A 24,626-nucleotide genomic window follows, 5' to 3' on the forward strand; every position below is an offset into this window, starting at 1 on the left:
TAAATCAATAGGGGTAGGCGGCCAGCCAAACAGCCACGTCGCGGTATGCCTGCTGGCGGACGGTACGCCGTGACAGGAACACGTCGTGAAGGGCACCCGGATACCGGAAGACGGCCGTGCGGCGGGAGAGGCCCAAAGCCCTCCGGGAGGTTTCCTCAACGTCAATGACCGCATCGGCACGCATCAGGTCGGCGGTCCATTCTGCTTGGATCCTGGTCCTCCCGGACAACAGGACCAGGACTGGCGCGTCAATGGCCAGCTTGCGCTCCACGGCGGCGTGCCCAGCCAGGACGGCCTTGGTCCACCCTGCCCGGATGGGGAAAGAAGCCCTGGGACGCCACGCAGGATCGAGGATCCACTCGCCATGTGCTTCGTTGCTGACGCTTTCCCAGTAGGCGGGCATCTCAGGAAACCGGAAGGGGCGCTTGGGATCCGTACGCGCAAAAGGCTCCACCAAGTGCATGGCGATGCTGCGGACGAGGCTGCTGCCCTGGAGTTCCAACCACGGGGAATTCAGGACCAAAGTCCCCAACCGGCCCGGGTTCCTGTCGGCCCATAGCGCCGCGATCAAGCCTCCCAACGAGTGGGCAAGCAGGTGGACGGTGGGCGGAGTGTTGTTGTCTGTTCGAGCAGCCACATCACGTTCAATTGCCGCCAACGCCGCTGCCAGGTCCTCGTCGTAGGTGTTGAGGTCCGAGACGTAGCCGGGCGTTTGTCCCGGCAGCAGGCTGCGGCCGAACTTCCGGAGGTCCACTGCATAGAAGTGAAAGCCCGACGCCGTGAGGTACTCAGCCAGCTCGGTCTGCAGGAAGTAGTCTGCCCAACCATGCAGGTAGAGGACAACCTTCGCGGCTCCGCCGGGATCGGCCGGGATCGTCCGGCGTTTGCGCTGGGTGAAGGACGCCAGAAAATCCAGAATGCCATTCGGAGCAGTGTGTGGCTCTGGGGGAGCATATCTGACGAGTGTGGCATGGACAGGACCCTCGTCATCGGGCTTAAGTGGCAGGTCCATGCACTCATAGCCGTGACCCAGGAAGTCACGTTTCCACGGTGCTGCGGACTCTTTCGTGCTGTTCATTCGTCCCCCTCCTGCCGGTCCTCCGGCAAAGCCTCATGCATGAACCCGTTGATCCACCTCGCCAGCCTCGCATAAGCGTCCTTCCGCACCGCCGGTGCCGAAAGGAAGACGTCGTGGAGACCGCCGTCGATGCGCTCCAAGGTGACGCTCCGGCCCAACGCCATGGCCCGGAGGGCTATCACGCCAACGTCCAGCACCGCGTCCGAACTGCGCATCGACTCGCGCCACACCATGCCGTTGGCGCTTGCGGAAGACGTCAGGACGAGGACTGGTATGTCGAGGTTCAGGCCACGGGCGACCTGTGAGTGGCCGGCAAAAACGGCGCTGAGCCAGCCGGCGCGGACAGGGAAAGCCAAAGGCGGACGATACTTTTCGTCCAGCGCCCATTCCCCTTCCGCCGTGCTGCTGATGCTGCGGAAGTAGAACCCACGTTCGGGCAGCCTGAGAACAGTCTCGGGCCGCAGCCTTGCGAGGGGAGCCACCATGGCCTGCGCGGCCCGCCGCACCAGTGAACTCCCGTGCATTTCCAGCCAAGGGCTGTCCAGCACAAGGAATTGGAGGGATCCCGGATGGCGGCTAGCCCATAGGGCGGCCACCAGCCCACCAGTCGAGTGCCCCATCAACGTCAGGCTGCCGCCCGCCGTCGGCCCTCGGTCATTCCGGATGAGGCCTATGGCCCGGTTGATTTCGGCGTCATAGTCAATGAGGTTCGCCACGTATCCACCTGGCATGTCGGCCGTTAGGCTCCGGCCGTGGTTGTGCATGTCCAGAGCGTAGAAATCATAGCCTTGTGCAGCCCAGAACCTGGCGAGTTCGGTGTTAAAGAAGTAGTCGCTCCAGCCATGCAGGAACAGGACGGCGCCGTACCGCTGCGGAGCGTCCTGGGCATGGCCTTGCTCTGCCCGATGGCGGATAAGGGTGGCACGTCGGACCACGCCATCCGTTCCTGTGGCATCAACAGCACAGGATTGGAAGTCTGCTCCCAGGATGTCGGTCGTCCACTCCATGGCCCTAGCTTAGACAGTGGCGGCGGCGTCCCGCCCCGCTGTCCTGCCAGTGAAGAGGCAACCACCCAGGAAGGTTCCTTCCAAGGCCCGGTAGCCGTGGATGCCGCCCCCGCCGAATCCGGCAGCTTCACCTGCAGCATAAAGCCCGGGGATCGGCTGTCCTTCAGCGTCCAGGACTCTGGACCGCAGATCCGTTGCGAGGCCGCCGAGGCTTTTCCTGGTAACCACCGAAAGCCGGATGGCGATCATGGGGCCGTGAGCTGGATCGGCGATGCGATGCGGCGGAGCTACGCGCATCAGCTTGTCCGTGGCGAAGCGACGTGCTGCCCTGATGGCTGCCAATTGGGGGTCCTTGCCGAGGCCGCTCTCCACTTGGCGGTCGCGCGCATGGATCAACTCTTCAAGGGCGCTGGCATTGATCAGTGGTCTACCAGTGAGGTGATTCATGCGGGAGGCCAGTGCGGCAGGTGATGAAGCCTGGATAAAGTCCACTCCACGGTCCAGGAAGCGCTGGATGGGTGTGTCGGCAGAGGGGCGGAGGCGCGTGGCCAGCAGTCTGACATCCTTGCCCGTGAGGTCCGGGTTCTGCTCGGATCCGGAAAGGGCCAGTTCCTTCAGTGCGATGGTCCGGTTGAGGACAAACCACGAATAGCCATGTCCCTTCCCCGTGATGTGGCGCAGTGCGCCCAACGAATCAAATCCGGGAAAGAGAGGCGCGGGCAACTGCCGTCCTTCTGCATCCAGCCACAGGGAGGAGGGTCCGGGAAGGATGCGGATCCCGTGTGCGGGCCACACAGGATCGTAATTGTGGATCCCCTCGGGGTAATGCCACATCCGATCACCGTTGATCAGTGCAGCGCCAACGGATTCCACCGCCGGAAGGAACTCTCCGTCCACGGATGCGGGCACCCCGCTGAGCATGTATTCCGGGGCACTGCTGCCAGGCCATTGCCGGCGCACGGCTGCGTGATTGCCTCCGATGCCACCGGTGGTGACCACAACGGCGCCCGCCTGGGCATGGAACCCGCCCACCGGCAGCCGGTTGGATGCCTGGCCCCGCGCCGCCGTCGACGGTTCAAGTATTTCGCCTGAAACGCCCGTGACCCTGCCCGCCGCCATTGTCAGCGACAGTGCCCGGTGCCTGAAGTGCAGGCTGACCCGGCCGGCGTCGACGCCTTCCATGACTTTGGCGAGAAACGGATCCACCAGTGCCGGACCCGTTCCCCAGACGACGTGAAAGCGCGGGACTGTGTTGCCATGCCCCTGCGGCCCGTAGCCACCACGTTCGGCCCACTGGACCAACGGAAAGATGCCGACGTTGAGGCTCCTTAGCCACGCTCTTTTCTCGCCGGATGCAAAGTCGACATAGGCCTCTGCCCACTCGCGGGCCGTGGCATCATGGGATCGGTCGAAGGCTGCGGAGGCCATCCAGTCGGATAGCGCCAGGCCGGGGCTGTCCCTGACTCCAAGGCGCCGTTGTTCAGGAGTGTCCACCATGAACAGGCCGCCGAAAGACCACTGCGCCTGGCCGCCTACTGAGGCTTCCGGCTCTTGGTCGACAATGGCCACCGATTTGCCCGCAGCGTAGGCGGTCGCCGCAGCGACCAGTCCGGACAGTCCCGCGCCCACCACCAGGACGTCGGCCCTGACGTCGGTACTGGTCGTATATTCTTCATGATCTGCGTCACCAATTGTCCGCGGCATGCGTACATGCTAGCGGCACCGGTGGTCACGGGTTTGGTGGCTGGTCCGTAAACCGGAAAACTAGGACCATGCGTGTTTACCCCACATTCTTCAAGCTGGCCTTCTCCTGGATGGATGCCGAGAAGGCCCACAAGATCGGCTTCCAGGGGATCCGGGCGGCCCATCGATCAGGCGCCGGCCGAATCCTGGCCAGGCTGACTGCTCCGGATGCTTCGCTCCGCACGGAGGCGTTGGGCCTGACGTTTCCCTCACCGTTCGGCCTGGCGGCAGGTTTCGACAAGGAAGGCCATGGCATCGAGGCCTTGGCTGAACTGGGCTTCGGCCACGTCGAGGTGGGAACCATCACCGGCCAGGCACAGCCTGGCAACGACAAGCCGCGGTTGTTCCGCTTGATTGAGGACCGTGCGGTGATCAACCGCATGGGATTCAACAACGACGGCGCTGCAGCCGTCGCTCCCAGGCTTAAGTCTGCGCGGGCTGCTTTGCAAAGGAAACACCCGGAGGTCCGTCCCGTCATCGGTGTAAACATCGGCAAGACCAAGCTGGTGGAGCTTGAGGATGCCACCGAGGACTACCTGGTGAGCGCGCGTGCCTTGGCTCCCGCGGCAGACTATTTGGTGGTCAACGTCAGCTCTCCCAATACCCCCGGACTCCGTTTGCTGCAGAACGTCGAGACCCTGCGTCCCTTGTTGCGGGCGGTGGGTGACGCAGCTGATGAAGCAGCGGGCCGGCACGTCCCGCTGTTGGTCAAGATCGCGCCGGATCTCTCCAATGAGGACATCGACGACGTCGCACGGCTTGCCCTGGACCTGAAGCTGGACGGAATCATCGCCACCAACACGACAATTTCCCGCGATGGACTGGTTTCGGACGCCACGAAGGTGGAGTCCCTGGGTGCCGGAGGCTTGTCGGGAGCGCCTCTCAAGCTGCGGTCCCTGGAGGTGCTGCGCAGGCTCAAGGATGCCGTAGGTGACGGACTTGTCCTCATCGCGGTAGGAGGGGTGGAGACTGCCTCGGACGTCCAGGATCGGCTGGACGCCGGTGCAACTCTGGTCCAGGGTTACACGGCCTTCCTCTACGAGGGCCCTTTCTGGGCGTCACGCATCAACAAGGGCCTTGCCAGGATCCGTAAAAGGTCGGCGCGCTAGCACAGCCAACAATAAGGAAGACCCCGGACCACTGGTCCGGGGTCTTTCTGTCCATGAAGGGTGTGTGGCTTAAGCCGGGTACTGCCCGCGCTTGACCTGCGGCTTGGGGAGGCGGAGCTTGCGGAACTGGAGCGCCCTCATGCAGCCGTACCAAACAGAGCCGCGCTCCACTTCTCCGAACTTCTCCGTGAGCCGCTTCCGGAGCTTGCGGGACAGGATGAAGACGTCGACGAAGACGGCCAGGAACATGATCCAGAATCCAATGAGGACGTAGCTGATCCCGGCACTTGTCGGCGGAATGATCAGTGAGATCACCACGAACAGCAAAGCACCGAACATGAGGTATTCGCCCAGGCTGAACCGTGCATCCACGTAATCGCGCGTGTAACGCTTCTGGGGACCCTTGTCACGGAGAGGCAGGTACTTCTCGTCACCTGTGTCCAGGGCCTGCCGCATCTTCTGCCGCTGGTCCTGGATGGCTACCCGCTCCGCAGCCTTGGAGGCCTTGCGGTCATTGGGAACCAGCGGGCGCTTGCGGGCTGCTTCCTGGTCTTTACGCCTGGGCGTGGGGGTGCCCTTTCCGGCACCTGTCTCCGTGGCGGTGGCGTAGGCCTGGTCAACTACTGATTGAGCGCTGGGCTCTTCCTTTTTGCGTCCGAACACCCCTACAGAATACCCCTCGTGGAGGTGGCGTACGTTACGTGTCCCGACGGCCGGGTTCGACGGCGGGTGGGCCGCGCCTGCCGTGGACGCCGAATCCCGGCGGTAAAGTGTGGCCATGACTTCAGCACATGCGGAGATCCCGCAGAACAAGCATGGGCACGCCGGCAACACTCCTGTGGAGGCGCTGACAACGGCGGTTGATGACTCCTTCGACAGCACGATGGCATCCCTGAAAGACCTCGTCAGTATTCCGGGCATTGCGTGGGCCAGCTTTGACCCCAACGAACTCAACCGCAGCGCCGAAGCTGTCGCTGCCCTCGTTAAGGCCACGGGCATGGAGGACGTCCGGATACTGCGTTGCGACAAAGCTGACGGCACGCCCGGTGGTCCTGCCGTCGTCGCGCGCCGTCCTGCCGCGCCCGGCCGGCCAACCATCCTGCTGTACGCCCACCACGATGTCCAGCCGCCGGGGGACAGGGACCTGTGGAACTCGGAGCCGTTCGTCGCGGAGGAACGCGAGGGCCGGCTGTACGGGCGCGGCGCTGCTGACGACAAAGCTGGGATCATGGCCCACCTTGCTGCTTACAGCGCGGTCACGAAAGTCTTGGGCGAAGATCTTGGGCTGGGCGTGACCTTCTTCTTCGAAGGCGAAGAGGAAGCAGGATCACCCACTTTCCGCACATTCCTTGAAGAACACCAGGAACTCCTGCGGGCCGACGTCATCGTCGTCGCGGACTCCAGTAACTGGAAAGTGGGAGTGCCCGCCCTGACCACCAGCCTCCGGGGCTTGGTGGACGGAACCTTCGAGGTCCGCGTACTGGACCACGCAGTCCACTCCGGCATGTTTGGTGGGCCGGTCCTGGATGCTCCCACTCTCTTGTCACGGCTTATCGCGACCCTCCACGACGATGACGGCAACGTTGCGGTTGCGGGGCTGGTGGCCCGCGACGACGTGGCGGTCGATCTCACCGAGGCGGACTACCGGGCCGATGCATCAGTGCTCGACGGCGTGAAGCTCGCCGGCAGCGGAACCATCGCATCCCGCCTGTGGACCAAGCCGGCACTGTCCATCATCGGCATGGATGTCCCTTCGGTCGACGTTGCCTCCAACACCCTGATTCCGGCGGCCCGCGCGAAGTTCAGCATGCGGCTGGCCCCCGGACAGGACCCGGAAGCAGCGATGGATGCCCTGAAGGCGCACGTCGAATCGCACGCCCCATTTGGCGCGACGGTGACCTTCACGCCGGGGGAGCGCGGTGACGCCTTCTCCACCGATACGTCGTCGGCCGCTGCGAAGGTCGCCCTCTGGGCGTTGGGTGAATCATGGGGCGTTCAGCCCGTGGAAATGGGCATCGGTGGTTCCATTCCGTTCATTGCAGACCTCATGGATCTCTATCCGGACGTCCAGATCCTGGTCACGGGTGTGGAGGATCCAGATTCCCGTGCGCACAGTGCCAACGAATCCCTGCACATCGGTGACTTCCGGCACGCGGTCCTGGCTGAGGCGTTGATGCTGGCCCGGTTGAACACTGAAGGTCCCGGCGCCTAGGAGCGGCCCGCCGCCCGGCGCGCAGGGAACAACCAAATGCTCTCCGTAGTTACGTCAGGAGTTATAGCAAAGCGTCTGCGCGACGTAGCATTAGCTATAACCCGTATGTAATTGGGTAAGGGCAGGCAGCGTCCCGGCGCCGCCGCCAGGAGCTTCATAAGAAGGTAGGCCAATGAGCACTGCAACCAACGAAAACAGCACCGGAGAACAGCTCGTCACCAACGACGAACTGCCCACGCACGAGGTCGATCTGACCGACGTCGCCGCAGGCAAGGTCCGCAGCCTCCTGGAACAGGAAGGGCGCACCGACCTTCGGCTGCGCGTTGCAGTCCAGCCTGGCGGTTGCTCCGGACTGATCTACCAGCTCTACTTCGACGAGCGACTGCTCGACGGAGATGCTGTCCGCGACTACGACGGCGTCGAGGTCGTAGTCGACAAGATGAGCGTTCCGTACCTGAGCGGCGCCAGCATCGACTTCGAGGACACCATTTCGAAGCAGGGCTTCACCATTGACAACCCGAACGCCGGCGGGTCTTGCGCCTGCGGCGATTCGTTCCACTGATGTGAGCCATCGCCGCATGTCGGCGCCACTTCGAGCCGGTTTTAAACCGTTCGGAGCCACGGCGCTGACATGTGCGCGAAAACCGCGTGATAGCGGTAAGCTCTACATCGGGTAGTAAAACTTTTAGTGTGCCCGGTGGGCCTTCGGCCTGCCGGGAGACAGCAACAAGAGGAAGGGCCGTCTGTGAGTTCGCAGAACCGAACCGGCAGCCGACGCATAAAGATCACATCGATCACTGGCTTGGCACTAGCCGGCGCGTTGGTTTTGACCGGATGTTCACCAGAGGTAGAGAAGGGTTGGCTGCCTACAGAGCGCGGCACGACCAACCACACTGACCGGATCATGGACCTCTGGGTCAACTCATGGATCGCCGCCTTGGCAGTCGGTATCATCACGTGGGGCCTTCTGGTCTGGTGCATCATTGCTTACCGTCGCCGTAAGGGCACCACGGGATTCCCGAAGCAGCTCAGCTACAACCTGCCGCTCGAGGTCTTCTACTTGACCATCCCGCTGTTCATGGTGCTGGTGTTCTTCTACTTCACCGACCAGGACCAGCGCGCGATCGATGACCGCTCGCAGCCTGCCGACGTCGTTGTTGACGTCCGCGGCAAGCAGTGGGCTTGGGATTTCAACTACAAAAAGGGCGAGGTCATCAATGAAGACCTCCACGAGGCCGGCGTTCAGGCCCACCTGACCGGCAATGAAGTCAACAAGGAACTGCTCCCCACCCTCTACTTGCCCGTTGGCAAGTCGGTGGACCTGGAGCTGAACTCCCGCGACGTCATTCACTCATTCTGGGTTCCCGCCTTCCTCCAGAAGCGCGACATGATTCCCGGCAAGACGAACTACATCAGGTTCACCCCCACGAAGGAGGGCACCTTCGATGGTAAGTGTGCCGAACTCTGCGGTGAATACCACTCCGAAATGCTTTTCCGCGTCAAGGTTGTCTCCGAGTCTGAGTTCCAGGCACACATGGACAAGCTTCGCCAGGAAGGCAACACGGGCCTCCTCGGTGCGGAATACGACCGCAACCCGAACCTGAACGAAACCAAGTAAGGGGAGCGACGTGGCTACGTACACTCAATCCGCCGCGGGGGTCCTCGACGCTCCCGTAGTTCCTAAATCCAAGGGACGCATTGTCGTCAACTGGATCACCTCCACCGACCACAAGACCATCGGGTACATGTACCTGATCGCATCTTTCGTGTTCTTCTGCCTCGGTGGCGTCATGGCGCTGTTGATCCGTGCTGAACTGTTCGAACCGGGCATGCAGATCCTGCAGACCAAAGAGCAGTACAACCAGATGTTCACGATGCACGGCACCGTGATGCTTCTGATGTTCGCAACGCCGCTGTTTGCCGGCTTCGCGAACGTCATCATGCCGTTGCAGATCGGCGCACCCGACGTCGCATTCCCGCGTCTGAACGCCCTGGCTTTCTGGTTCTTCCTCTTCGGATCCACCATCGCGGTATCCGGCTTCATCACCCCGCAGGGTGCTGCATCCTTCGGCTGGTTCGCCTACGCGCCGTTGTCCAACACCACCTTCAGCCCCGGCGTCGGTGGTGACCTCTGGGTCTTCGGTCTGGCGCTCTCCGGTTTCGGAACCATCCTTGGTGCCGTCAACTTCATCACCACCATCATCTGCATGCGTGCTCCGGGCATGACCATGTGGCGTATGCCGATCTTCACCTGGAACACGCTCGTAACGGCGATCCTGGTCCTGATGGCCTTCCCGCCCCTGGCTGCTGCACTGTTCGCGCTTGGCGCCGACCGCCGCTTTGGTGCCCACATCTTCGACCCCGAGAACGGCGGTGCAGTCCTTTGGCAGCACCTGTTCTGGTTCTTCGGCCACCCCGAGGTGTACATCATCGCGCTGCCGTTCTTCGGTATCGTCTCCGAGATCTTCCCGGTCTTCAGCCGCAAGCCGATCTTCGGTTACAAGGGTCTTGTCTACGCAACGATCGCTATTGCAGCCCTGTCCGTCACCGTGTGGGCTCACCACATGTACGTGACTGGCTCCGTCCTGCTTCCGTTCTTCGCCTTCATGACCATGTTGATCGCAGTCCCAACCGGTGTGAAGTTCTTCAACTGGATCGGTACGCTGTGGCAGGGTTCCATCACCTTTGAAACTCCCATGCTCTGGAGCATCGGCTTCCTGGTGACCTTCCTCTTCGGTGGTCTCACCGGCATCATCCTGGCCTCTCCGCCGCTCGATTTCCACGTTTCGGACTCCTACTTCGTGGTGGCGCACTTCCACTACGTGGTCTTCGGTACCGTGGTGTTCGCGATGTTCGCAGGCTTCTACTTCTGGTGGCCCAAGTGGACCGGCAAGATGCTCAACGAACGGCTCGGCAAGATTCACTTCTGGCTGCTCTTCCTGGGCTTCCACGGCACGTTCCTCATCCAGCACTGGCTGGGTGTCGAAGGCATGCCGCGTCGTTACGCCGACTACATGCCGCAGGATAACTTCACGTGGATGAACCAGTTCTCCACCATCTCTTCCTTCGTCCTGGGTGCTTCGCTGCTGCCGTTCTTCTGGAACGTCTACATCACTTGGCGGAGCAACAAGAAGGTTGAGGTTGACGATCCGTGGGGCTTTGGTGCTTCGCTCGAATGGGCAACATCCTGCCCGCCGCCGCGTCACAACTTCACCTCCTTGCCGCGCATCCGCTCGGAGCGCCCGGCACTGGACCTGCACCACCCTGAGTTGGCCCAGGTCCACACTGCCGAGGCCCCGTCGCCGGCCGCAGCTGTTTTGGGTAACGCCGACCAGAAGGACGTCAGCAAGTGAAAATCGAATCATGGCTCTTTGGAGCCGGAGTCTTCTTCTTTGTCCCCGTGGCCATTGCCTACGGACTCCTGACCGAGTGGTCCGAGTGGGTGGGTGTCCTTGGCATCCTGCTGGTTGGTGGCCTCGCCGGAATGATCGGTGCATACCTCGGTTTCACCGGTAAGCGGATCGGCCTTCGTCCCGAGGATCGTCCGGACGCAGAGGTTCACGAGGGTGCAGGCGAACAGGGCCACTTCAGCCCCTGGAGCTGGTGGCCCCTGGTTCTCGGCCTGGCATGCGCCGGCGGATTCCTCGGCCTGGCCATTGGCTTCTGGGTCACCTACGTCGCCGGTGGCCTCGCCCTGGTCGCGTTGGTTGGCTGGGTGTTCGAATACAGCCGTGGCGACCACGCCCACTAGCATATAGCTGGACAAAAGAACGGCCCCACCTTATGGTGGGGCCGTTCTGTGTTTAAGACCTTCTCAGCGGGCCCCTGTGGCCTCCAGAACGGTCGAAAGAGAGGTCAACGCGCTCTGTACTCCCGAGACTGTCTGACCGTCGCTGAGAGCGTCTGGCGACACTTCCAGGAAAACTTCGCAGCCGTGTCCGAAGTCCTCGGTCATGACTTCCAGAAGTGAGCGCGCATCCACTGGCCGGCCATCCTGCTTGCGGATGGTGACCGGCAATCCTGTTTCGGTGACAGCGCGGACGAATACCGCTGCCGCCCGTGCGTGCAATCCGATTTCGGCGGCAACGAAGGCCCTCTGCTCCGGCAACCCAACTCCCTTGTTATGCGACGGGGTCCCCGTCGGAAAATTGTCCATACCAGCGTAGCTTCCGGAGGCTTGGCTGCTCCACACCGGGCGGAGGTGGTCTAGACCTGCGGGTGGACTGAATTATCCTTGAAGCATGACTCAAACGCTGGACAGCTGTCGTGCCTGAAGCAGCAAGTATTGCCGGCGAGATTGACCGCACCAGCGGTACGCCGATCTATGTTCAACTACGTGAAATCCTGCGGGCGTTCATTGCGCAATCCTGCCCACCCGGCTCCGCACTCCCATCGGAACGGGATCTGTCAGACCGTTTCGGCCTCGCCCGGATGACGGTACGCCAAGCGATTGACGCCTTGGTGGGCGAGGAGGTCATCGAGCGTGTCGTTGGTCTCGGGACGTTCGTGAGGAAGCCGAAGCTGGATCTCCAGGTGAAGCTGACGTCCTACAGCGAGGAGATGCAGCGACGAGGCATGGTGCCGGCTGCAAAAGTGCTCAGCTTCGAGCAGATCGCGGCCAGTGCGTTCCTCGCACGTGAGCTGCAACTGGAGGAGGGGACCCCGCTGGTCCGCTTCAGGCGCCTGCTGCTGGCCGACAACGAACCCATGAGTGTTGATGAGAACTTCATCCCGGCCCATCGGGTGCCAGGTCTGCTGGATGAAGCGCCCCCGACGTCCCTCTACAACGTCCTGAGCGAACGCTTCGGGCTGGTGATGGAGTGGGGTGAGGACATGATTGAGGCCACTGCAGCTTCGCCCTCCACCGCCCGGCTGCTCAACGTTGACGTCGGAGCGCCGCTGCTGAAAATCCAACGCCATGCTTTTGTTGCCCGCGCGATGGTGGACTACTCCGTGTCGTACTACCGGGCTGACCGCTACAAGCTCTGGGTTCCCCTCCAACGCCCCGGCGTACGGCCCACCCGCAACTACTCGTCGGGATACCGCACGCAGCCATAGCACCCCGCCGTGGTTGGAATTTGAACGCATAAAGGAAGGGCCTGGTCCAATGGACCGGGCCCTTCCTTTAGGTGAACTCCAAGCGCTAGTGGCTCAGGCTCTTCTGGTCTTCGCTTGCTGCAATGGCTTCGTGGTGGCCATGTGCGTGGGCGGCTTCAAGCTCAGCCGGAGTTGCCGGAGCAACGCGGTCTTCGAAGAACCACCTGGACAATGCCGCACGGCGCTTTTCCTTGCGGGTGACAACGCCGTGTTCGTTCGGTTCTGCCGGCAGGGGAGCCGGGGACTCGAAGCCAACGAGCTTGTAGCGCTTGTACTCGTCGAGCGGAGCGTGGACCTCGATGAACTCGCCGTGCGGAAGTCGCACGATACGTCCGGTTTCGCGGCCGTGCAGGGCAATTTCGCGGTCCTTGCGCTGGAGAGCAAGTGCAATGCGCTTGGTCACGAAGAAGGCGATGATTGGGCCGATGAAGAACAGCGTCCGCAGCCAATAGGTCACATCGTTCAGCGACACATGGAAGTGCGTTGCGATGAGGTCGGAACCAGCTGCTGCCCACATCACGCAGTACCACGTGAAGCCTGCAACACCGATCGCGGTGCGGGTTGGCATGTTGCGGGGACGGTCGAGAACATGGTGTTCGCGGTTGTCCTTGGTGATCCAGCGCTCGATCCACGGGTACATGAACAGAACGGTGAAGATAATTCCGGCGGGTACCAGGGCCGGCAGCAACACGTTGAGCGTCAGCGTCCGGCCGAAGATGACCCATTCGAAGTGGAAGTCGTTGACGACACCCGGCATGAGGCGCAGGGCACCATCCACGAAGCCGATGTACCAGTCAGGCTGGGTACCGGCGGAAACCGGTGAGGGGTCGTAGGGGCCGTAGTTCCAGATCGGGTTGATCGTGAATGCGGCCGCCATGAGCGCCAGAACGCCGAAGACGATGAAGAAGAATCCACCGGCCTTTGCAGCGTAGACCGGGCCTAGAGGGTAGCCGACGACGTTGCCGTCGTTGCGTCCCGGGCCGGGGTACTGGGTGTGCTTGTGCACCACAACCATGAAGAGGTGGATCACGATCATCAGCAGGATGAGCGCGGGAACCAGGAGGATGTGCAGGACATACAGCCGGCCGATGATGGCCGTACCCGGGAATTCCCCACCGAAGAGGAAGAACGAGGTGTAGGTTCCGATCACCGGGATGGACTTGATAACGCCGTCGATGATGCGCAGGCCGTTGCCGGAGAGCAGGTCATCGGGGAGCGAGTAGCCGGTGAAGCCGGCTGCCATGGCCAGGATCAGCAGGACGCCGCCCACTACCCAGTTCATTTCGCGGGGCTTGCGGAAAGCACCCGTGAAGAAAACACGAAGCATGTGGACACCCAGGGAGGCCACGAACAGCAGTGCCGCCCAGTGGTGGACCTGGCGCATGAACAGACCGCCGCGGACATCGAACGAGATGTTCAGCGACGAGCTGTAGGCAACGGACATTTCGACGTTGTACAGCGGTGTGTACGAACCCTGGTAGTGGGTTTCCGCCATGGACGGATCGAAGAAGAAGGTCAGGAAGGTACCCGACATCAGCAGGATGACGAAGGAATACAGCGCCACCTCACCGAACATGAACGACCAGTGGTCGGGGAAGACCTTCCGGCCGAACTCACGCAGGATGCCGGAGCCACCCACACGCTCGTCCACGAAGTTGGTGAAACTACCAACCTTGGTCTTCGGAACGAAGGGGGCTTCAGCTGTTGATGAGGCGCTCATGCTCGTCACGCTCCCAGTAACTCGGTCCTACAGGTTCTCTGAAGTCGCTTGTCGCGACGAGGTAGCCCTCTGCATCAACTGCGATGGGCAGCTGGGGGAGCGGACGGCTGGCCGGTCCAAAGATGACCTTGCATTCCTGCGTAAGGTCAAACGTGGACTGGTGGCACGGGCACAGAAGGTGGTGTGTCTGCTGCTCGTAAAGAGCAACGGGGCAGCCAACGTGCGTGCAGATCTTGGAGTAGGCAACGATTCCGTTGTAGCTCCAGTTTTCGCGTCCCTCTGAGGGGTGCAGGGAGTTCGGATCCAGGCGCATGAGCAGGACGACCGCTTTGGCCTTCTCGTTCAGCTTGCCTTCGTGGAGCTCGTTGAGTCCTTCAGGAATGACGTGGAACGCAGAACCGATGGTGACGTCAGAGGCCTTGATGGGAGTGCCATCAGGGTCGCGGGTCAGACGCTTGAGCTTGCCGCCCTCAGGAGCCCACATGGTATGGGCCAAGGCATCATCGGGACGCGGACCCAGGTCGCCGAAGATGGCGAGAGCGGGCAGCGGGGCAAGCGCAACGGCACCAAGAAGGGTGTTGCGGATCAGCGGGCGGCGCTTGATGCCGGTCTCTTCGACAATGTCGTCGACGATCCGGACTGCTGCCTGGCGATCTTCTTCGGTGCGGATGGCGTGACGCTCTTCCGACACTTCGTGATCGGGCATCAGGGCCTTGGCCCAATGCACAATGCCGGTGCCGATTCCAAGCATTGCGAACGCCGTACCGAGCCCCAGGAGGAGGTTCTGGGTACGGATGGTCGCAATGGTGGTGTCGTCGCCCAGGTCGATGGCGAAGTACGCCACCAGGAAGACCAGCGTGCCAATGACGGAGGTGCCAAACAGAATGGCTACCTGACGCTCGGCGCGCTTTGCGGCTACCGGGTCCGTGTCAGCCAGGCGCAAACGATGCGGAGGAAGCCCAGGATCCTGGAACTTCTCCACCTCATTCTGACCAGCCGTAGCTACGGTGCCCGAGTGGTTCGGACTGCCGTCACTATGGTTGCCCATAATTCGCCTCATCCTTCTCTCGTTGTCTCGGCCGGGGCCGAGTTATTTTCAGTTTCAAACTGCTGACCGTGCAGCAGAAGTTTTTGTTGTGTCCGGATCAGGACGTGCGTGACGTCAGCCAGATGGTGAATGCGATGATGACGCCCAGACCGGCAACCCAAACAAACAGACCTTCAGATACCGGACCAAGTGATCCGAGGTCGGCGCCACCGGGTGATCCGTTGGCTTCGATGGTCTTCAGGAAGGTGATGATGTCCCGCTTGTCTTCGGGCGTGACGTTGGAATCACTGAAGACAGGCATGTTCTGCGGTCCAGTCACCATGGCCTCGTAGATGTGCTCTGCGCTGACACCGGCCAGTGCCGGAGCAAACTTGCCGCGGGTCAGGGCGCCGCCTGCAGCGGCCGCGTTGTGGCACATGGCGCAGTTGACGCGGAAGAGTTCGCCACCGTTGGCGGCGTCTCCCTTGCCATCAAGGAGGTGTTCCTCGGGGATGGCCGGACCTGCGCCAAGGGAAGCAACGTAGGCGGCCAGTTGCTTGGTCTGCTCTTCGTTGAACTGGGCGGGCTTCTGCTGGGCCTGCGGTCCGCTCATCTGCATGGGCATACGACCGGTACCAACCTGGAAGTCAACAGCAGCAGCACCCACGCCGACCAGCGAGGGGCCGTCCTGGGTTCCGGACGCACCCATGCCGTGGCAGGTGGCGCAGTTGGCGGCAAAGAGCTTGCCGCCTTGTTCTACGTCACTGGCGCTGTAGCTGGTGGTGTCGGCCTTGGCCTGGTTGACAGTTGTGGCAACGGCGTAAAGCCCACCAGTGAGGAGGAGGCCCATCAACAGCAGCGCAATGGCTGCCAGTGGGTGACGTCGCTTCTGCGAGAGTGCCTTCACGTGGTGGTTCCTTTATTCGATCCTGCGTCGGCTCCGCGAGCCGCTTCTTGAAATTCTGCCTCTTGTAGAAAAAGAGTCAAAGCCGGGCTTACTTGAGGACGTAGATGACCAGGAAGAGGCCGATCCACACAACGTCGACAAAGTGCCAGTAGTACGAGGTGACGATCGCCGACGTCGCTTCAAAGTGCCCGAACTTCTTGGCTGCAAAAGCGCGGCCGATGATGAACAGGAACGCGATCAGACCGCCGATGACGTGCAGGCCGTGGAAGCCGGTGGTCATGTAGAAGGCGGAGCCGTAAGCGTTGGAGGACAGGGATACGTGCTCGGAGACGAGCATGGCGTATTCCGTGGTCTGTCCGGCTACGAAGAAGGCACCCATGATGAAGGTCAGGACAAACCATTCAGTCATGCCCCAGCGGGTAAATTGGAGCGGCCTGCCGGTGCGGCGGGGTTCCAGCCGCTCGGCGGCGAAGACGCCCATCTGGCAAGTAAACGAACTTGCCACAAGGACGATGGTGTTGACGAGCGCAAACGGGAAGTTGAGCTTGGCCGTCTCCTCGGCCCACATCAGTCCGGATGTGGAGCGCAGGGTGAAGTACATGGCAAAGAGGCCGGCGAAGAACATCAACTCACTGGACAGCCAAACAACGGTTCCAACAGAAACCAGGTTGGGGCGGTTCAGCGTCGGGTGCGCCGGGGTACTGGGGGCATGGGTCGCAGATGTCACAAGGACATTATGTCTGTAAAAGTCCAGACTTCCCAATGCAAACCACCGATTCGGGAGACTTTTTCTACAAAGACGCGAAATCGCGCGGAAAAGTTCCCGGCCCCGTTCACATTGGTCATCGGCGTGGCTGGCTCGATAGCATCAGTGGGTGACTTCTCCGGCATCGGCACCTGCAGCCAGCAATACCTGGCCAGGGCTCATCTCAGCACTGATCAACGGCGACGACCTTGCAGTGGGCAACACAGAGTGGGCCATGAATACGATCATGTCCGGCGAGGCGACTCCGGCGCAGATCGCCGGGTTCCTGGTTGCGCTTCGGGCCAAGGGTGAAACGGTGGAGGAGTTGGCCGGCCTGGTGGAGGCCATGGTCCAGCACGCCAATCCGATTGAAATTTCCGGAGAGAAGCTCGACATCGTCGGAACCGGCGGAGACCGGCTGAACACCGTGAACATCTCCACCATGGCGGCCCTCGTTGCCGCCGGCGCAGGTGCCAAGGTGGTCAAGCACGGCAACAGGGCCGCTTCTTCCACCTCAGGCTCAGCCGATGTACTCGAGGCTTTGGGCGTTCGGCTTGACCTGTCGATCGAGCAGGTGGCCCGAAACGCGGAAGAGGCAGGAATCACCTTCTGCTTCGCGCAGGTTTTCCACCCATCCTTCCGGCACACGGCTGTTCCCCGTCGCGAACTGGCCGTTCCCACGGCCTTCAACTTCCTGGGGCCCATGACCAATCCCGCACATGTCCAAGCGTCGGCCGTTGGTGTGGCCAATGTGCGGATGGCTCCCTTGGTGGCCGGCGTGCTGGCGCACCGGGGGAGCCGTGGCCTGGTGTTCCGGGGTGACGACGGGTTGGATGAGCTGACCCCCACCGGGCCGTCCACAGTCTGGGAAATCAGGAACGGTGCAGTCACCGAACAGGTGTTTGCCCCCGCCGATCTAGGCATCGGACCATCGACGGTGGCGGATCTCAGGGGCGGAGACGCCGCTGCGAATGCGGGAGTTGTCCGCGACATTCTTGACGGCAAGACCGGTCCAGTCAGGGACGCAGTTCTCCTCAACGCGGCGGCGGGCCTGGTGTCCTTCGATCTGGATTCCGACGGTAGCCTGACCGACCGGATGCGGAGTGCGTATGCCAGGGCGGCGGAATCGGTGGATTCCGGAAAAGCTGCCGAAGTCCTCGCGAAGTGGACGGAACTGAGCCGAAGCGACGCCTAGGAAGGCTTCGACCTACTCGAAACCGAGCGCGAAGGCCGCGTCGAGGTCGTGCTGGGAGTAGGCGCGGAAGGCGATGTGGGTGGTGGTGTGGACCACGGATTCGACCTTCGACAAACGGTCGGCTATCACGTCCGCCAGATCTTCGTGCTTGGTCACCCTCGCCACGGCAATGAGGTCCCACTCGCCCGTGACGGAATAGACCTCACTGATGCCCTGGATGGCTGAGATCTGCTCAGCGGTCTCCGGTATGCGTGAGGCATCGGTCTTGATCAGGACGAAAGCGGTGATCACGTGGGGCCTTTCCGGAAAAGCATCGTTGCGGACTGTTCCAGCCTAGTGCATTGACTGGGGGCAGGACTTGATCAAACGCGGTGTTGCCGCTTGCGCGATGTCCGCGTCCACAGAGCTGAAAGGGCCCGGTATCCGAGCAGGAAAACCCCCAGGCTGATCAAGGCCACCACAACGAAAGGCAGGACAACTGTTTGGCCGGTTAAGGCCCGCAAAAGCATGCCCACCAGTACTGCACCGAGCCAAACAGCGACGCCCGACGGCCACAAGGCCAAGGGTGCCCGCCATACCCGCAGGACCACCCACGCAATGGCAGCCCCGGCGAGGAAGGGCCATGCTGTGGCGAAAGCACCGGTGATGATATCCCCGCGGGCGTGGGCGTCCCGGCCAATGGCCGCGAAAATAAGAATCAACAGAACGTCCGCAATAGCTGCAGGAATCCATGGGCGTGATGGTGAAGGCATGTTCCTGACCCTATCGGGGGTATCTGTCCTGTGAGAAGTTGGGAAGGCGCACCCTGTCCGGATATACGGAGTCTTCTTGCACAGACCAGCCGTAGTGGCCACGATGGTGGCACGAAGCAAAGGACCCGACCATCACCGGAGGATGCCGTGCGATTTGTCCAGGTTGCCCAGCATGCCGAGGACCTGCAACGGGCGGCGGCGTTCTACTCTGCCCTGTTGAATGCCCAGCCCAGGGCAATATTCGAACCGCCGGGCCTGGTGTTTTTTGATGTAGGAGGTGTCCGGCTTCTCCTGGAGAGCGGCGCGCCATCTGCGCTCTTGTACTTTGAAGTGGCAGACCTTCATGGAACCGTGGCAAGCCTACGGGGCAGGGGAGTGAGGATCATCTCAGAGCCGCATCTGATTTTCACCCACGAGGACGACGTCCTGGGACCGGCGGACTCAGAGGAATGGATGGCCTTCCTTGAGGACAGTGAGGGAAATACCGTGGGGCTGGTCAGCCGAATCCGCAGTCTGGGGGAGTAGCCGTTGGCTGCCCTGGTGGTGTTGCTTCCGCTCCGCAGAGCGGACGGCCCGATTCGCCGTCGGGCGTTGTGTGTGGCCGCCCGCAGTACTAGCCTCTGTCGGGGGAGCATGGTAACCCCTCTGTCGGGGGAGCATGGTAACCCCTCAATCCTGGAGGAGTGGTTGATGCAAAAGATTTCCACCTGTTTATGGTTCGACGGCCAAGCTGTCGAGGCAGCGGAGTTCTACACGTCAACCTTCGATAATTCGTCAATGGGTCAGGTTATGCCGGGTCCTGACGGGCAGGCACTGACGGTCGGGTTCGAGATCGAGGGCCGGCAGTTCATGGGGCTCAACGGTGGGCCCGCTTTCGTTTTCAACGAGGCAGTATCGCTCGTGGTGAATTGCGGGTCCCAGGAGGAGGTTGACCGATACTGGGACGCCCTTCTGGCCGGGGGAGAGGAGAGCATGTGCGGGTGGTTGAAGGACAGATTCGGTCTGTCCTGGCAGATCGTCCCCTCGGGCATGCCGGCACTCCTGAATGGCCCGGATCCTGCAGGTTCCCGTCGTGCCATTGAGGCCATGCTGGCGATGCGCAAGCTGGACATCAGCGCTCTGCAAAAAGCGTACGACGGCGGCTGAAGGCCTTCGGGACGCAGGCGCCGCCTGGAGCTGTTTACCAAGCCGCACGTCGCCGTGCGCACCCACAACAACGATGAGGAGAACCGACCAATGACTACCCGCCTCAATCCGTACATCTCTTTCCGGGACAATGCCCGGGATGCCATCACCTTCTACGAATCCGTTTTCGGCGGCGAACTCAACATCAGCACTTTCGGCGACTATCAGGCGAGCGACGATCCGGCCGAGGCCGGCAAGGTCATGCATGCCATGCTGGAGACGCCCGGTGGACTGACGCTGATGGCCGCTGACACCCCCCAGGGCATGCCGTACAACCCCGGAGACAACATAGCCGTGTCACTGAGTGGCGAATCGTCGGACGAGGCGGAACTACGTGGCTTTTGGGAGAAGCTCGTCGACGGCGGCACCGTTACGGTACCGCTCGAAACGGCGCCTTGGGGTGACACCTTCGGCATGTGCGTCGACAAGTTCGGAATCGGATGGCTGGTCAACATCGCAGGAGCCCAACAAGCACAGTAGCGACACAGGGTAATCACCAAGTCCCGGCGGCCCGTCCGGGCCGAAGAGGGTGGAACTGCAAGAAGATTCCTTTTACTTTACATAATGTAGATTATCGGCGTTATATGAGGTTGCGTGGGAGGGGTGCCTGGAGCGTCGTTGTCGTGGTCATCTTCCAGGTTCGCCCAAACGCGCGGCGGCCTTCTTCTGGATTTCCGCGGCTTTGGCGGAGTAATCCGCAATGACACGCAGCTCGTCGTCGCCGTAACCCTCAAGCAGGTTCGTCAGGCCGCTCATGAAATCGACGAAATATGGCGTTGCTGCGGTTACTTGGTCGCCGATCAGCTCTATCAGGACCTTCCGCTTATCCTCGTCATGCTTCACCCGGCGGGCTATGCCCTTGCTCTCCAGTCGCTGCATCAGGCCGGTCACCGATGCTGGCGCCAGGCCTGAATGCTGGCCGAATTCCCCCGCCGTCATGGGTCCGAATCTCAGTAGGACATCGATGGCTTTGCCTTCAGTGGCGGACAATCCGCGGAGTTCCGAGAGCTTCGTGTGGAACATGACGGCCGCCGTCGACAGTTCCCGTCCGGAGGCGAAAACGGCCTCCATCAGGGCCTTTCGGGCACTAGATTCGCTACCTGAGTCCATAAACCGAGGCTAGCAAGATCTTTCGTGATTCCGAAAGGATTGACGTCCCCGGCGTCCGGTTATATATTTCGTTTGTCCGAACGAAATATAATTGCCGGAGGTCATCATGTTGAACTGCCTGGTTGTTGGGGCCGGTATAGCCGGCTTAGCCAGCGGCATAGCTTTGCACAAAGCAGGTCACCGGCCGGTGATCTTCGAAGCCTACGGAGCGCCGTCGGACGGCATCGGCGGCTTTCTGACGGTGGCTGTTAACGGCTTCGATGCCCTGGGCACCCTCGGGCTCAGAGCGCCGGCAGTCCGCTTGGGTTTCAGCACTCCCCTGATGTCCATGTACTTGGGGAGCAACGGCAAACACCTGATCGACTTCGACTACGGCGGCTCCCTGCCTGACGGCACCACCGCCCGCACCATGACCCGTTCCGACTTGTACAGCATGCTGCGGGAGGAAGCCGGACGGCGTGGCATCCCCGTCGCCTACGGCAAGCAGTTGACGACGGTGGAAGAACGCCCCGACGGCGTGAGGGCCGTCTTCCAGGACCGAACCACCGCAGAAGGAGACCTGGTGGTTGGTGCCGATGGCCTTCACTCACGGGTGAGGCCGCTGATCGACCCTGCGTCACCGGCGCCCAGGAACATTCCTCTGTTGAACACAGGCGGCATCGTCAAAGCAGGCGTTCTGTCGCCCGGGCTGCTTGATGTGGAAACACGGCGGATGAAAATGGTCTTCGGCAAGCGCTGCTTCTATTGCTACATGCAGGACCCCGATGGCAGGGTCTGGTGGTTTGCCAATCCCCTGCAGCGGTCCTCCGAAGATCCTGCCACCTTGGACTCCGGTGCCCGCAAAGCATGGCTGCTCAGGCTCGTAGCCGGGGATCGAACGCCCATGGCGGCCATCATCAACGCCACGGAGGACATCATCAGGCCTTACACGACCTCGGACTTTCCGAGCATTCCACGATGGCACCGGGACAGGCTTGTTCTAGTGGGCGATGCCGCCCACGCAGCGTCGCCATCGTCGGGGCAGGGAGCTTCCATGGCGATCGAAGACGCAGTCGCGTTGGGTCGTTCAGTCCGGGACCTGCGTCCGGGTTCACTACCGGAGGCTCTGGAGCGTTACGAACATGAACGCAGGGCAAGGGCAGAGTTGATCGTCGAATGGGGCCGCAGAAATGCGGCGCCGAAGATCCGCGGCCAGTTCAAGCGCGTTTTCGAAGACTTGGTGCTGCCCGCAGTCTTCCGCGGAATGGCGCGAAGGTCGCCGGACAATTTCGATTGGGTGTATAGGCACCACATTGAGTGGGATGCTGCGAATTCACCCATCCACTGAGTGGGTTGACGTGTCTGTCAGTCACCAACGTAGGCTGCCAGGTGCTGCCCCGTCAGCGTCCCTTTCTCTGCCACCAGATCAGCCGGCGTTCCGGCGAAAACGATCCTGCCGCCATCGTGTCCGGCCCCGGGTCCGAGGTCGATGATCCAGTCGGCGTGCGCCATGACGGCCTGATGGTGTTCGATGACAATGACGGATTTGCCCGACTCCACCAGGCGGTCCAGCATTCCCAGCAGATTCTGGACATCGGCCAGGTGAAGTCCGGTAGTTGGCTCGTCCAGGACGTAGATTTCGCCTTTTTCAGACATCTGGGTAGCCAGCTTCAGCCGTTGGCGCTCACCGCCGGACAAGGTGGTCAGCGGCTGGCCCAAGGTCAGATAGCCCAGGCCCACATCCGCCAAGCGGTCCAGAATTTTGTGGGCCGCCGGAGTCCTGGCTTCGCCCTCGTTGAAGAAGACCTCAGCTTCATCCACAGACATTGCAAGAACCTCTGCAATATTCCGGTCCCCCAGTTTGTACTCAAGAACCGAAGCCTGGAAGCGCTTTCCATCGCACTCTTCACACGTTGACTCCACAGTCGCCATGACCCCAAGGTCCGTATAAATGACACCCGCGCCGTTGCACGTGGGGCAGGCGCCTTCGGAATTGGAGCTGAACAGTGCAGGCTTCACGCCGTTGGCTTTGGCAAAGGCTTTGCGTATCGGTTCCAGGAGCCCGGTGTACGTGGCAGGGTTGCTTCTGCGCGACCCGCGGATGGCTCCTTGATCGATCACCAGGACGCCGTCACGGTTGGCCACGGAGCCGTGAATCAACGAGCTCTTTCCGGAGCCGGCCACCCCGGTCAGGACGCAAAGGACACCAAGGGGAATATCGACGTCGACGTTCTTGAGGTTGTTGGTTGAGGCTCCGCGAACCTCCAACTGGCCGGACGCAGAACGTACGCCCTCCTTAATGGAAGCACGGTCGTCGAGGTGGCGTCCTGTGATGGTGCCGCTTCGCCTCAACCCTTCCAGATCGCCCTCGAAGCAAACAGATCCGCCGCCAGTCCCGGCACCGGGCCCAAGGTCGATCACGTGATCGGCGATCGCGATCGTTTCAGGTTTGTGCTCCACCACGAGCACTGTGTTGCCTTTGTCCCTCAGCTGCAGCAGCAACTGGTTCATGCGCTCGATATCGTGCGGGTGGAGGCCGATGGTGGGTTCGTCAAAAACATAGGTCACGTCTGTGAGGGATGATCCGAGGTGCCGGATCATCTTGGTCCGCTGGGCCTCTCCCCCGGACAAGGTTCCGGCGGGCCGGTCAAGGGAGAGATATCCCAGTCCAATGTCCGCAAAGGAATCCAGAAGGTGCTGAAGTCCCTTAAGGAGCGGCGCGACTGATGGCTCATCTAGCTCGCGGATCCAGCCGGCGAGGTCACTGATCTGCATCGTGCAGACATCAGCAATACTCTTGCCCTTGATCTTGGATGACCTGGCTTCGGGGCTTAGCCTGGTGCCCTCACACTCGGGGCAGGTGGTGAAGGTAATCGCGCGCTCAACGAACGCGCGGATATGGGGCTGCAACGCGTCCACATCCTTGCTGAGCATCGACTTCTGGATCTTGGGGATGACGCCTTCGTAGGTGAGATTGATGCCTTCCACCTTGATTTTGGTGGGCTCACGGTAAAGGAGATCGTGGAGTTCCTTCTTGGTGAACTTGGCGATGGGCTTGTCCATGTTGAAGAAACCTGAGCCGCTGAAGATCCGCCCGTACCAACCGTCCATGGTGTAGCCGGGAATCGTGAGGGCACCTTCGTTGAGCGACTTGGTCTCGTCGTAGAGGGCCGTGAGATCGAAGTCGTTGACGGAACCCATGCCTTCGCACCGCGAACACATACCTCCGAGGCGGTTGAAGCTGGCCTTTTCCGTCTTTGTCTTACCCTCACCACGATCCACGGTGATGGCTCCGCTGGCCTTCACCGTAGGAACGTTGAAGGAGTACGCATTGGGTGAGCCGATGTGAGGTTGGCCGAGGCGGCTGAAGAGGATGCGAAGCATCGCATTGGCGTCGGTGGCGGTGCCAACCGTTGAACGCGGGTTGGAACCCATCCGTTCCTGGTCAACAATGATCGCCGTCGTCAGGCCTTCCAGCATGTCGACATCGGGACGTGCCAGGGAGGGCATGAAGCCCTGGACGAAAGCACTGTAGGTTTCGTTGATCATGCGTTGTGACTCTGCAGCGATGGTGGCGAAAACCAAGGAGCTCTTCCCGGAGCCCGAAACACCCGTGAACACCGTCAGCCTGCGCTTGGGAATCTCGATGCTGACGTCTTTCAGGTTGTTCTCGCGCGCACCCTGGACCCTGATGAGATCGTGGGTGTCTGCGACGTGCGAGGCGGGAGATTGGGTGTCAGTGCTCTCGGCAATAGTCATC

At 61.5% G+C, this 24,626-nt stretch carries 25 protein-coding genes; 12 read left to right on the top strand and 13 right to left on the bottom strand.

Going from position 1 to position 24,626, the window contains the following annotated elements; genetic code table 11:
• Positions 1–4: 4 nt before the first annotated feature.
• From QF015_RS01000 to QF015_RS01010, 3 genes are read right to left on the bottom strand one after another with little or no spacing between them, the layout of a single operon-like run.
• Positions 5–1,078 carry an alpha/beta hydrolase gene (locus QF015_RS01000; protein WP_310204581.1) on the bottom strand — a complete coding sequence of 358 codons (1,074 nt, stop codon included), beginning with the start codon at positions 1,076–1,078 and terminating at the stop codon, positions 5–7.
• On the bottom strand, positions 1,075–2,085 hold the full coding sequence (locus QF015_RS01005) for an alpha/beta hydrolase (protein ID WP_429386312.1): 1,011 nt from the start codon (positions 2,083–2,085) through the stop codon (positions 1,075–1,077). The genes QF015_RS01000 and QF015_RS01005 overlap by 4 nt, the downstream gene beginning before the upstream one ends.
• A gap of 9 nt (positions 2,086–2,094) precedes the next feature.
• Positions 2,095–3,789, bottom strand: a complete 1,695-nt coding sequence (locus QF015_RS01010) for an FAD-binding dehydrogenase (RefSeq protein WP_429386314.1) — start codon at positions 3,787–3,789, stop codon at positions 2,095–2,097.
• 68 nt (positions 3,790–3,857) lie between these two features.
• On the opposite strand from QF015_RS01010, the gene QF015_RS01015 reads away from it, so the two are divergent.
• Entirely contained in the window at positions 3,858–4,937 is a 1,080-nt protein-coding gene (locus QF015_RS01015) for a quinone-dependent dihydroorotate dehydrogenase (protein WP_310204589.1), read from the top strand.
• Between the two features lie 69 nt (positions 4,938–5,006).
• Here QF015_RS01015 and QF015_RS01020 read toward each other — a convergent pair whose 3' ends face one another.
• Positions 5,007–5,600 (bottom strand): DUF3043 domain-containing protein, encoded by a 594-nt coding sequence (locus QF015_RS01020; protein WP_310205638.1) that lies wholly within the window; start codon positions 5,598–5,600, stop codon positions 5,007–5,009.
• A 115-nt stretch (positions 5,601–5,715) separates the two neighbouring features.
• On the opposite strand from QF015_RS01020, the gene QF015_RS01025 reads away from it, so the two are divergent.
• The 5 genes from QF015_RS01025 (at position 5,716) to QF015_RS01045 (ending at position 10,900) form a co-directional block, all read left to right on the top strand.
• On the top strand, positions 5,716–7,149 hold the full coding sequence (locus tag QF015_RS01025; RefSeq protein ID WP_310204592.1) for a dipeptidase: 1,434 nt from the start codon (positions 5,716–5,718) through the stop codon (positions 7,147–7,149).
• A 172-nt stretch (positions 7,150–7,321) separates the two neighbouring features.
• The gene (locus tag QF015_RS01030) at positions 7,322–7,711 is read left to right on the top strand and encodes a HesB/IscA family protein (protein WP_310204594.1); all 390 of its coding nucleotides are present in this window, start codon (positions 7,322–7,324) and stop codon (positions 7,709–7,711) included.
• A gap of 183 nt (positions 7,712–7,894) precedes the next feature.
• A complete protein-coding gene (gene ctaC / locus QF015_RS01035; protein WP_089595186.1) occupies positions 7,895–8,767 on the top strand; it encodes an aa3-type cytochrome oxidase subunit II in 873 nt (290 codons plus the stop codon).
• A gap of 10 nt (positions 8,768–8,777) precedes the next feature.
• Complete coding sequence (gene ctaD, locus QF015_RS01040; RefSeq protein ID WP_310204597.1) at positions 8,778–10,502, top strand: aa3-type cytochrome oxidase subunit I; 1,725 nt, start codon at positions 8,778–8,780, stop codon at positions 10,500–10,502.
• On the top strand, positions 10,499–10,900 hold the full coding sequence (locus QF015_RS01045; protein WP_310204600.1) for a cytochrome c oxidase subunit 4: 402 nt from the start codon (positions 10,499–10,501) through the stop codon (positions 10,898–10,900). The genes ctaD and QF015_RS01045 overlap by 4 nt, the downstream gene beginning before the upstream one ends.
• Positions 10,901–10,963: 63 nt before the next feature.
• Here the strand turns inward: QF015_RS01045 and QF015_RS01050 are convergent, their stop codons facing one another.
• Positions 10,964–11,257: an HPr family phosphocarrier protein gene (locus tag QF015_RS01050; protein ID WP_310205640.1), complete on the bottom strand. Its 294-nt coding sequence runs from the start codon at positions 11,255–11,257 to the stop codon at positions 10,964–10,966.
• Positions 11,258–11,415: 158 nt separating this feature from the next.
• On the opposite strand from QF015_RS01050, the gene QF015_RS01055 reads away from it, so the two are divergent.
• Positions 11,416–12,207, top strand: a complete 792-nt coding sequence (locus tag QF015_RS01055; RefSeq protein WP_310204603.1) for a GntR family transcriptional regulator — start codon at positions 11,416–11,418, stop codon at positions 12,205–12,207.
• 85 nt (positions 12,208–12,292) lie between these two features.
• Here the strand turns inward: QF015_RS01055 and qcrB are convergent, their stop codons facing one another.
• From qcrB to ctaE, 4 genes are all read right to left on the bottom strand, one after another.
• Entirely contained in the window at positions 12,293–13,966 is a 1,674-nt protein-coding gene (qcrB, locus tag QF015_RS01060) for a cytochrome bc1 complex cytochrome b subunit (RefSeq protein ID WP_310204605.1), read from the bottom strand.
• Positions 13,944–15,014 carry a cytochrome bc1 complex Rieske iron-sulfur subunit gene (qcrA, locus tag QF015_RS01065; protein ID WP_310204608.1) on the bottom strand — a complete coding sequence of 357 codons (1,071 nt, stop codon included), beginning with the start codon at positions 15,012–15,014 and terminating at the stop codon, positions 13,944–13,946. Before qcrA ends, qcrB begins: the two co-directional genes overlap by 23 nt.
• 97 nt (positions 15,015–15,111) lie before the next feature.
• Entirely contained in the window at positions 15,112–15,900 is a 789-nt protein-coding gene (gene qcrC, locus QF015_RS01070; protein ID WP_310204610.1) for a cytochrome bc1 complex diheme cytochrome c subunit, read from the bottom strand.
• Positions 15,901–15,988: 88 nt separating this feature from the next.
• Positions 15,989–16,627 carry an aa3-type cytochrome oxidase subunit III gene (gene ctaE, locus QF015_RS01075; RefSeq protein WP_310204613.1) on the bottom strand — a complete coding sequence of 213 codons (639 nt, stop codon included), beginning with the start codon at positions 16,625–16,627 and terminating at the stop codon, positions 15,989–15,991.
• Between the two features lie 148 nt (positions 16,628–16,775).
• Between ctaE and trpD the strand changes: the two genes are divergently transcribed.
• Positions 16,776–17,840 carry an anthranilate phosphoribosyltransferase gene (gene trpD, locus QF015_RS01080; protein ID WP_310204616.1) on the top strand — a complete coding sequence of 355 codons (1,065 nt, stop codon included), beginning with the start codon at positions 16,776–16,778 and terminating at the stop codon, positions 17,838–17,840.
• 12 nt (positions 17,841–17,852) lie between these two features.
• Here trpD and QF015_RS01085 read toward each other — a convergent pair whose 3' ends face one another.
• Positions 17,853–18,131 carry an Lrp/AsnC family transcriptional regulator gene (locus QF015_RS01085; RefSeq protein ID WP_310204621.1) on the bottom strand — a complete coding sequence of 93 codons (279 nt, stop codon included), beginning with the start codon at positions 18,129–18,131 and terminating at the stop codon, positions 17,853–17,855.
• Positions 18,132–18,202: 71 nt separating this feature from the next.
• Positions 18,203–18,592 carry a DUF3054 domain-containing protein gene (locus QF015_RS01090; protein ID WP_310204624.1) on the bottom strand — a complete coding sequence of 130 codons (390 nt, stop codon included), beginning with the start codon at positions 18,590–18,592 and terminating at the stop codon, positions 18,203–18,205.
• A 147-nt stretch (positions 18,593–18,739) separates the two neighbouring features.
• Between QF015_RS01090 and QF015_RS01095 the strand changes: the two genes are divergently transcribed.
• The 3 genes from QF015_RS01095 to QF015_RS01105 all read left to right on the top strand — a co-directional run bounded on the left by QF015_RS01095 (position 18,740) and on the right by QF015_RS01105 (position 20,257).
• Positions 18,740–19,117 (top strand): VOC family protein, encoded by a 378-nt coding sequence (locus QF015_RS01095; protein WP_429386321.1) that lies wholly within the window; start codon positions 18,740–18,742, stop codon positions 19,115–19,117.
• A gap of 165 nt (positions 19,118–19,282) precedes the next feature.
• Positions 19,283–19,738, top strand: coding sequence for a VOC family protein (locus QF015_RS01100; RefSeq protein ID WP_429386323.1), 456 nt, complete (start codon positions 19,283–19,285; stop codon positions 19,736–19,738).
• A gap of 90 nt (positions 19,739–19,828) precedes the next feature.
• On the top strand, positions 19,829–20,257 hold the full coding sequence (locus QF015_RS01105; RefSeq protein WP_310204631.1) for a VOC family protein: 429 nt from the start codon (positions 19,829–19,831) through the stop codon (positions 20,255–20,257).
• Between the two features lie 147 nt (positions 20,258–20,404).
• Here QF015_RS01105 and QF015_RS01110 read toward each other — a convergent pair whose 3' ends face one another.
• Positions 20,405–20,887, bottom strand: coding sequence for a MarR family transcriptional regulator (locus QF015_RS01110; protein WP_429386325.1), 483 nt, complete (start codon positions 20,885–20,887; stop codon positions 20,405–20,407).
• A gap of 106 nt (positions 20,888–20,993) precedes the next feature.
• Between QF015_RS01110 and QF015_RS01115 the strand changes: the two genes are divergently transcribed.
• Entirely contained in the window at positions 20,994–22,214 is a 1,221-nt protein-coding gene (locus tag QF015_RS01115) for an FAD-dependent oxidoreductase (RefSeq protein WP_429386326.1), read from the top strand.
• A 17-nt stretch (positions 22,215–22,231) separates the two neighbouring features.
• Here QF015_RS01115 and QF015_RS01120 read toward each other — a convergent pair whose 3' ends face one another.
• The gene (locus QF015_RS01120) at positions 22,232–24,625 is read right to left on the bottom strand and encodes an ATP-binding cassette domain-containing protein (protein ID WP_429387026.1); all 2,394 of its coding nucleotides are present in this window, start codon (positions 24,623–24,625) and stop codon (positions 22,232–22,234) included.
• Position 24,626: the final 1 nt, after the last annotated feature.

Origin of the sequence: Paenarthrobacter sp. TE4293, assembly GCF_050435325.1 — a bacterium.
GTDB classification, from domain to species: Bacteria; Actinomycetota; Actinomycetes; order Actinomycetales; family Micrococcaceae; genus Arthrobacter; species Arthrobacter nitroguajacolicus_C.

Coding starts and splice junctions, on each gene's coding strand:
- QF015_RS01000 (WP_310204581.1), bottom strand. CDS start 1,078: ATGAACAGCACGAAAGAGTCCGCAGCACCGTGGAAACGTGACTTCCTG.
- QF015_RS01005 (WP_429386312.1), bottom strand. CDS start 2,085: ATGGAGTGGACGACCGACATCCTGGGAGCAGACTTCCAATCCTGTGCT.
- QF015_RS01010 (WP_429386314.1), bottom strand. CDS start 3,789: ATGCCGCGGACAATTGGTGACGCAGATCATGAAGAATATACGACCAGT.
- QF015_RS01015 (WP_310204589.1), top strand. CDS start 3,858: ATGCGTGTTTACCCCACATTCTTCAAGCTGGCCTTCTCCTGGATGGAT.
- QF015_RS01025 (WP_310204592.1), top strand. CDS start 5,716: ATGACTTCAGCACATGCGGAGATCCCGCAGAACAAGCATGGGCACGCC.
- QF015_RS01030 (WP_310204594.1), top strand. CDS start 7,322: ATGAGCACTGCAACCAACGAAAACAGCACCGGAGAACAGCTCGTCACC.
- qcrB (WP_310204605.1), bottom strand. CDS start 13,966: ATGAGCGCCTCATCAACAGCTGAAGCCCCCTTCGTTCCGAAGACCAAG.
- qcrA (WP_310204608.1), bottom strand. CDS start 15,014: ATGGGCAACCATAGTGACGGCAGTCCGAACCACTCGGGCACCGTAGCT.
- QF015_RS01090 (WP_310204624.1), bottom strand. CDS start 18,592: ATGCCTTCACCATCACGCCCATGGATTCCTGCAGCTATTGCGGACGTT.
- QF015_RS01100 (WP_429386323.1), top strand. CDS start 19,283: ATGCAAAAGATTTCCACCTGTTTATGGTTCGACGGCCAAGCTGTCGAG.
- QF015_RS01105 (WP_310204631.1), top strand. CDS start 19,829: ATGACTACCCGCCTCAATCCGTACATCTCTTTCCGGGACAATGCCCGG.
- QF015_RS01110 (WP_429386325.1), bottom strand. CDS start 20,887: ATGGACTCAGGTAGCGAATCTAGTGCCCGAAAGGCCCTGATGGAGGCC.
- QF015_RS01115 (WP_429386326.1), top strand. CDS start 20,994: ATGTTGAACTGCCTGGTTGTTGGGGCCGGTATAGCCGGCTTAGCCAGC.
- QF015_RS01120 (WP_429387026.1), bottom strand. CDS start 24,625: ATGACTATTGCCGAGAGCACTGACACCCAATCTCCCGCCTCGCACGTC.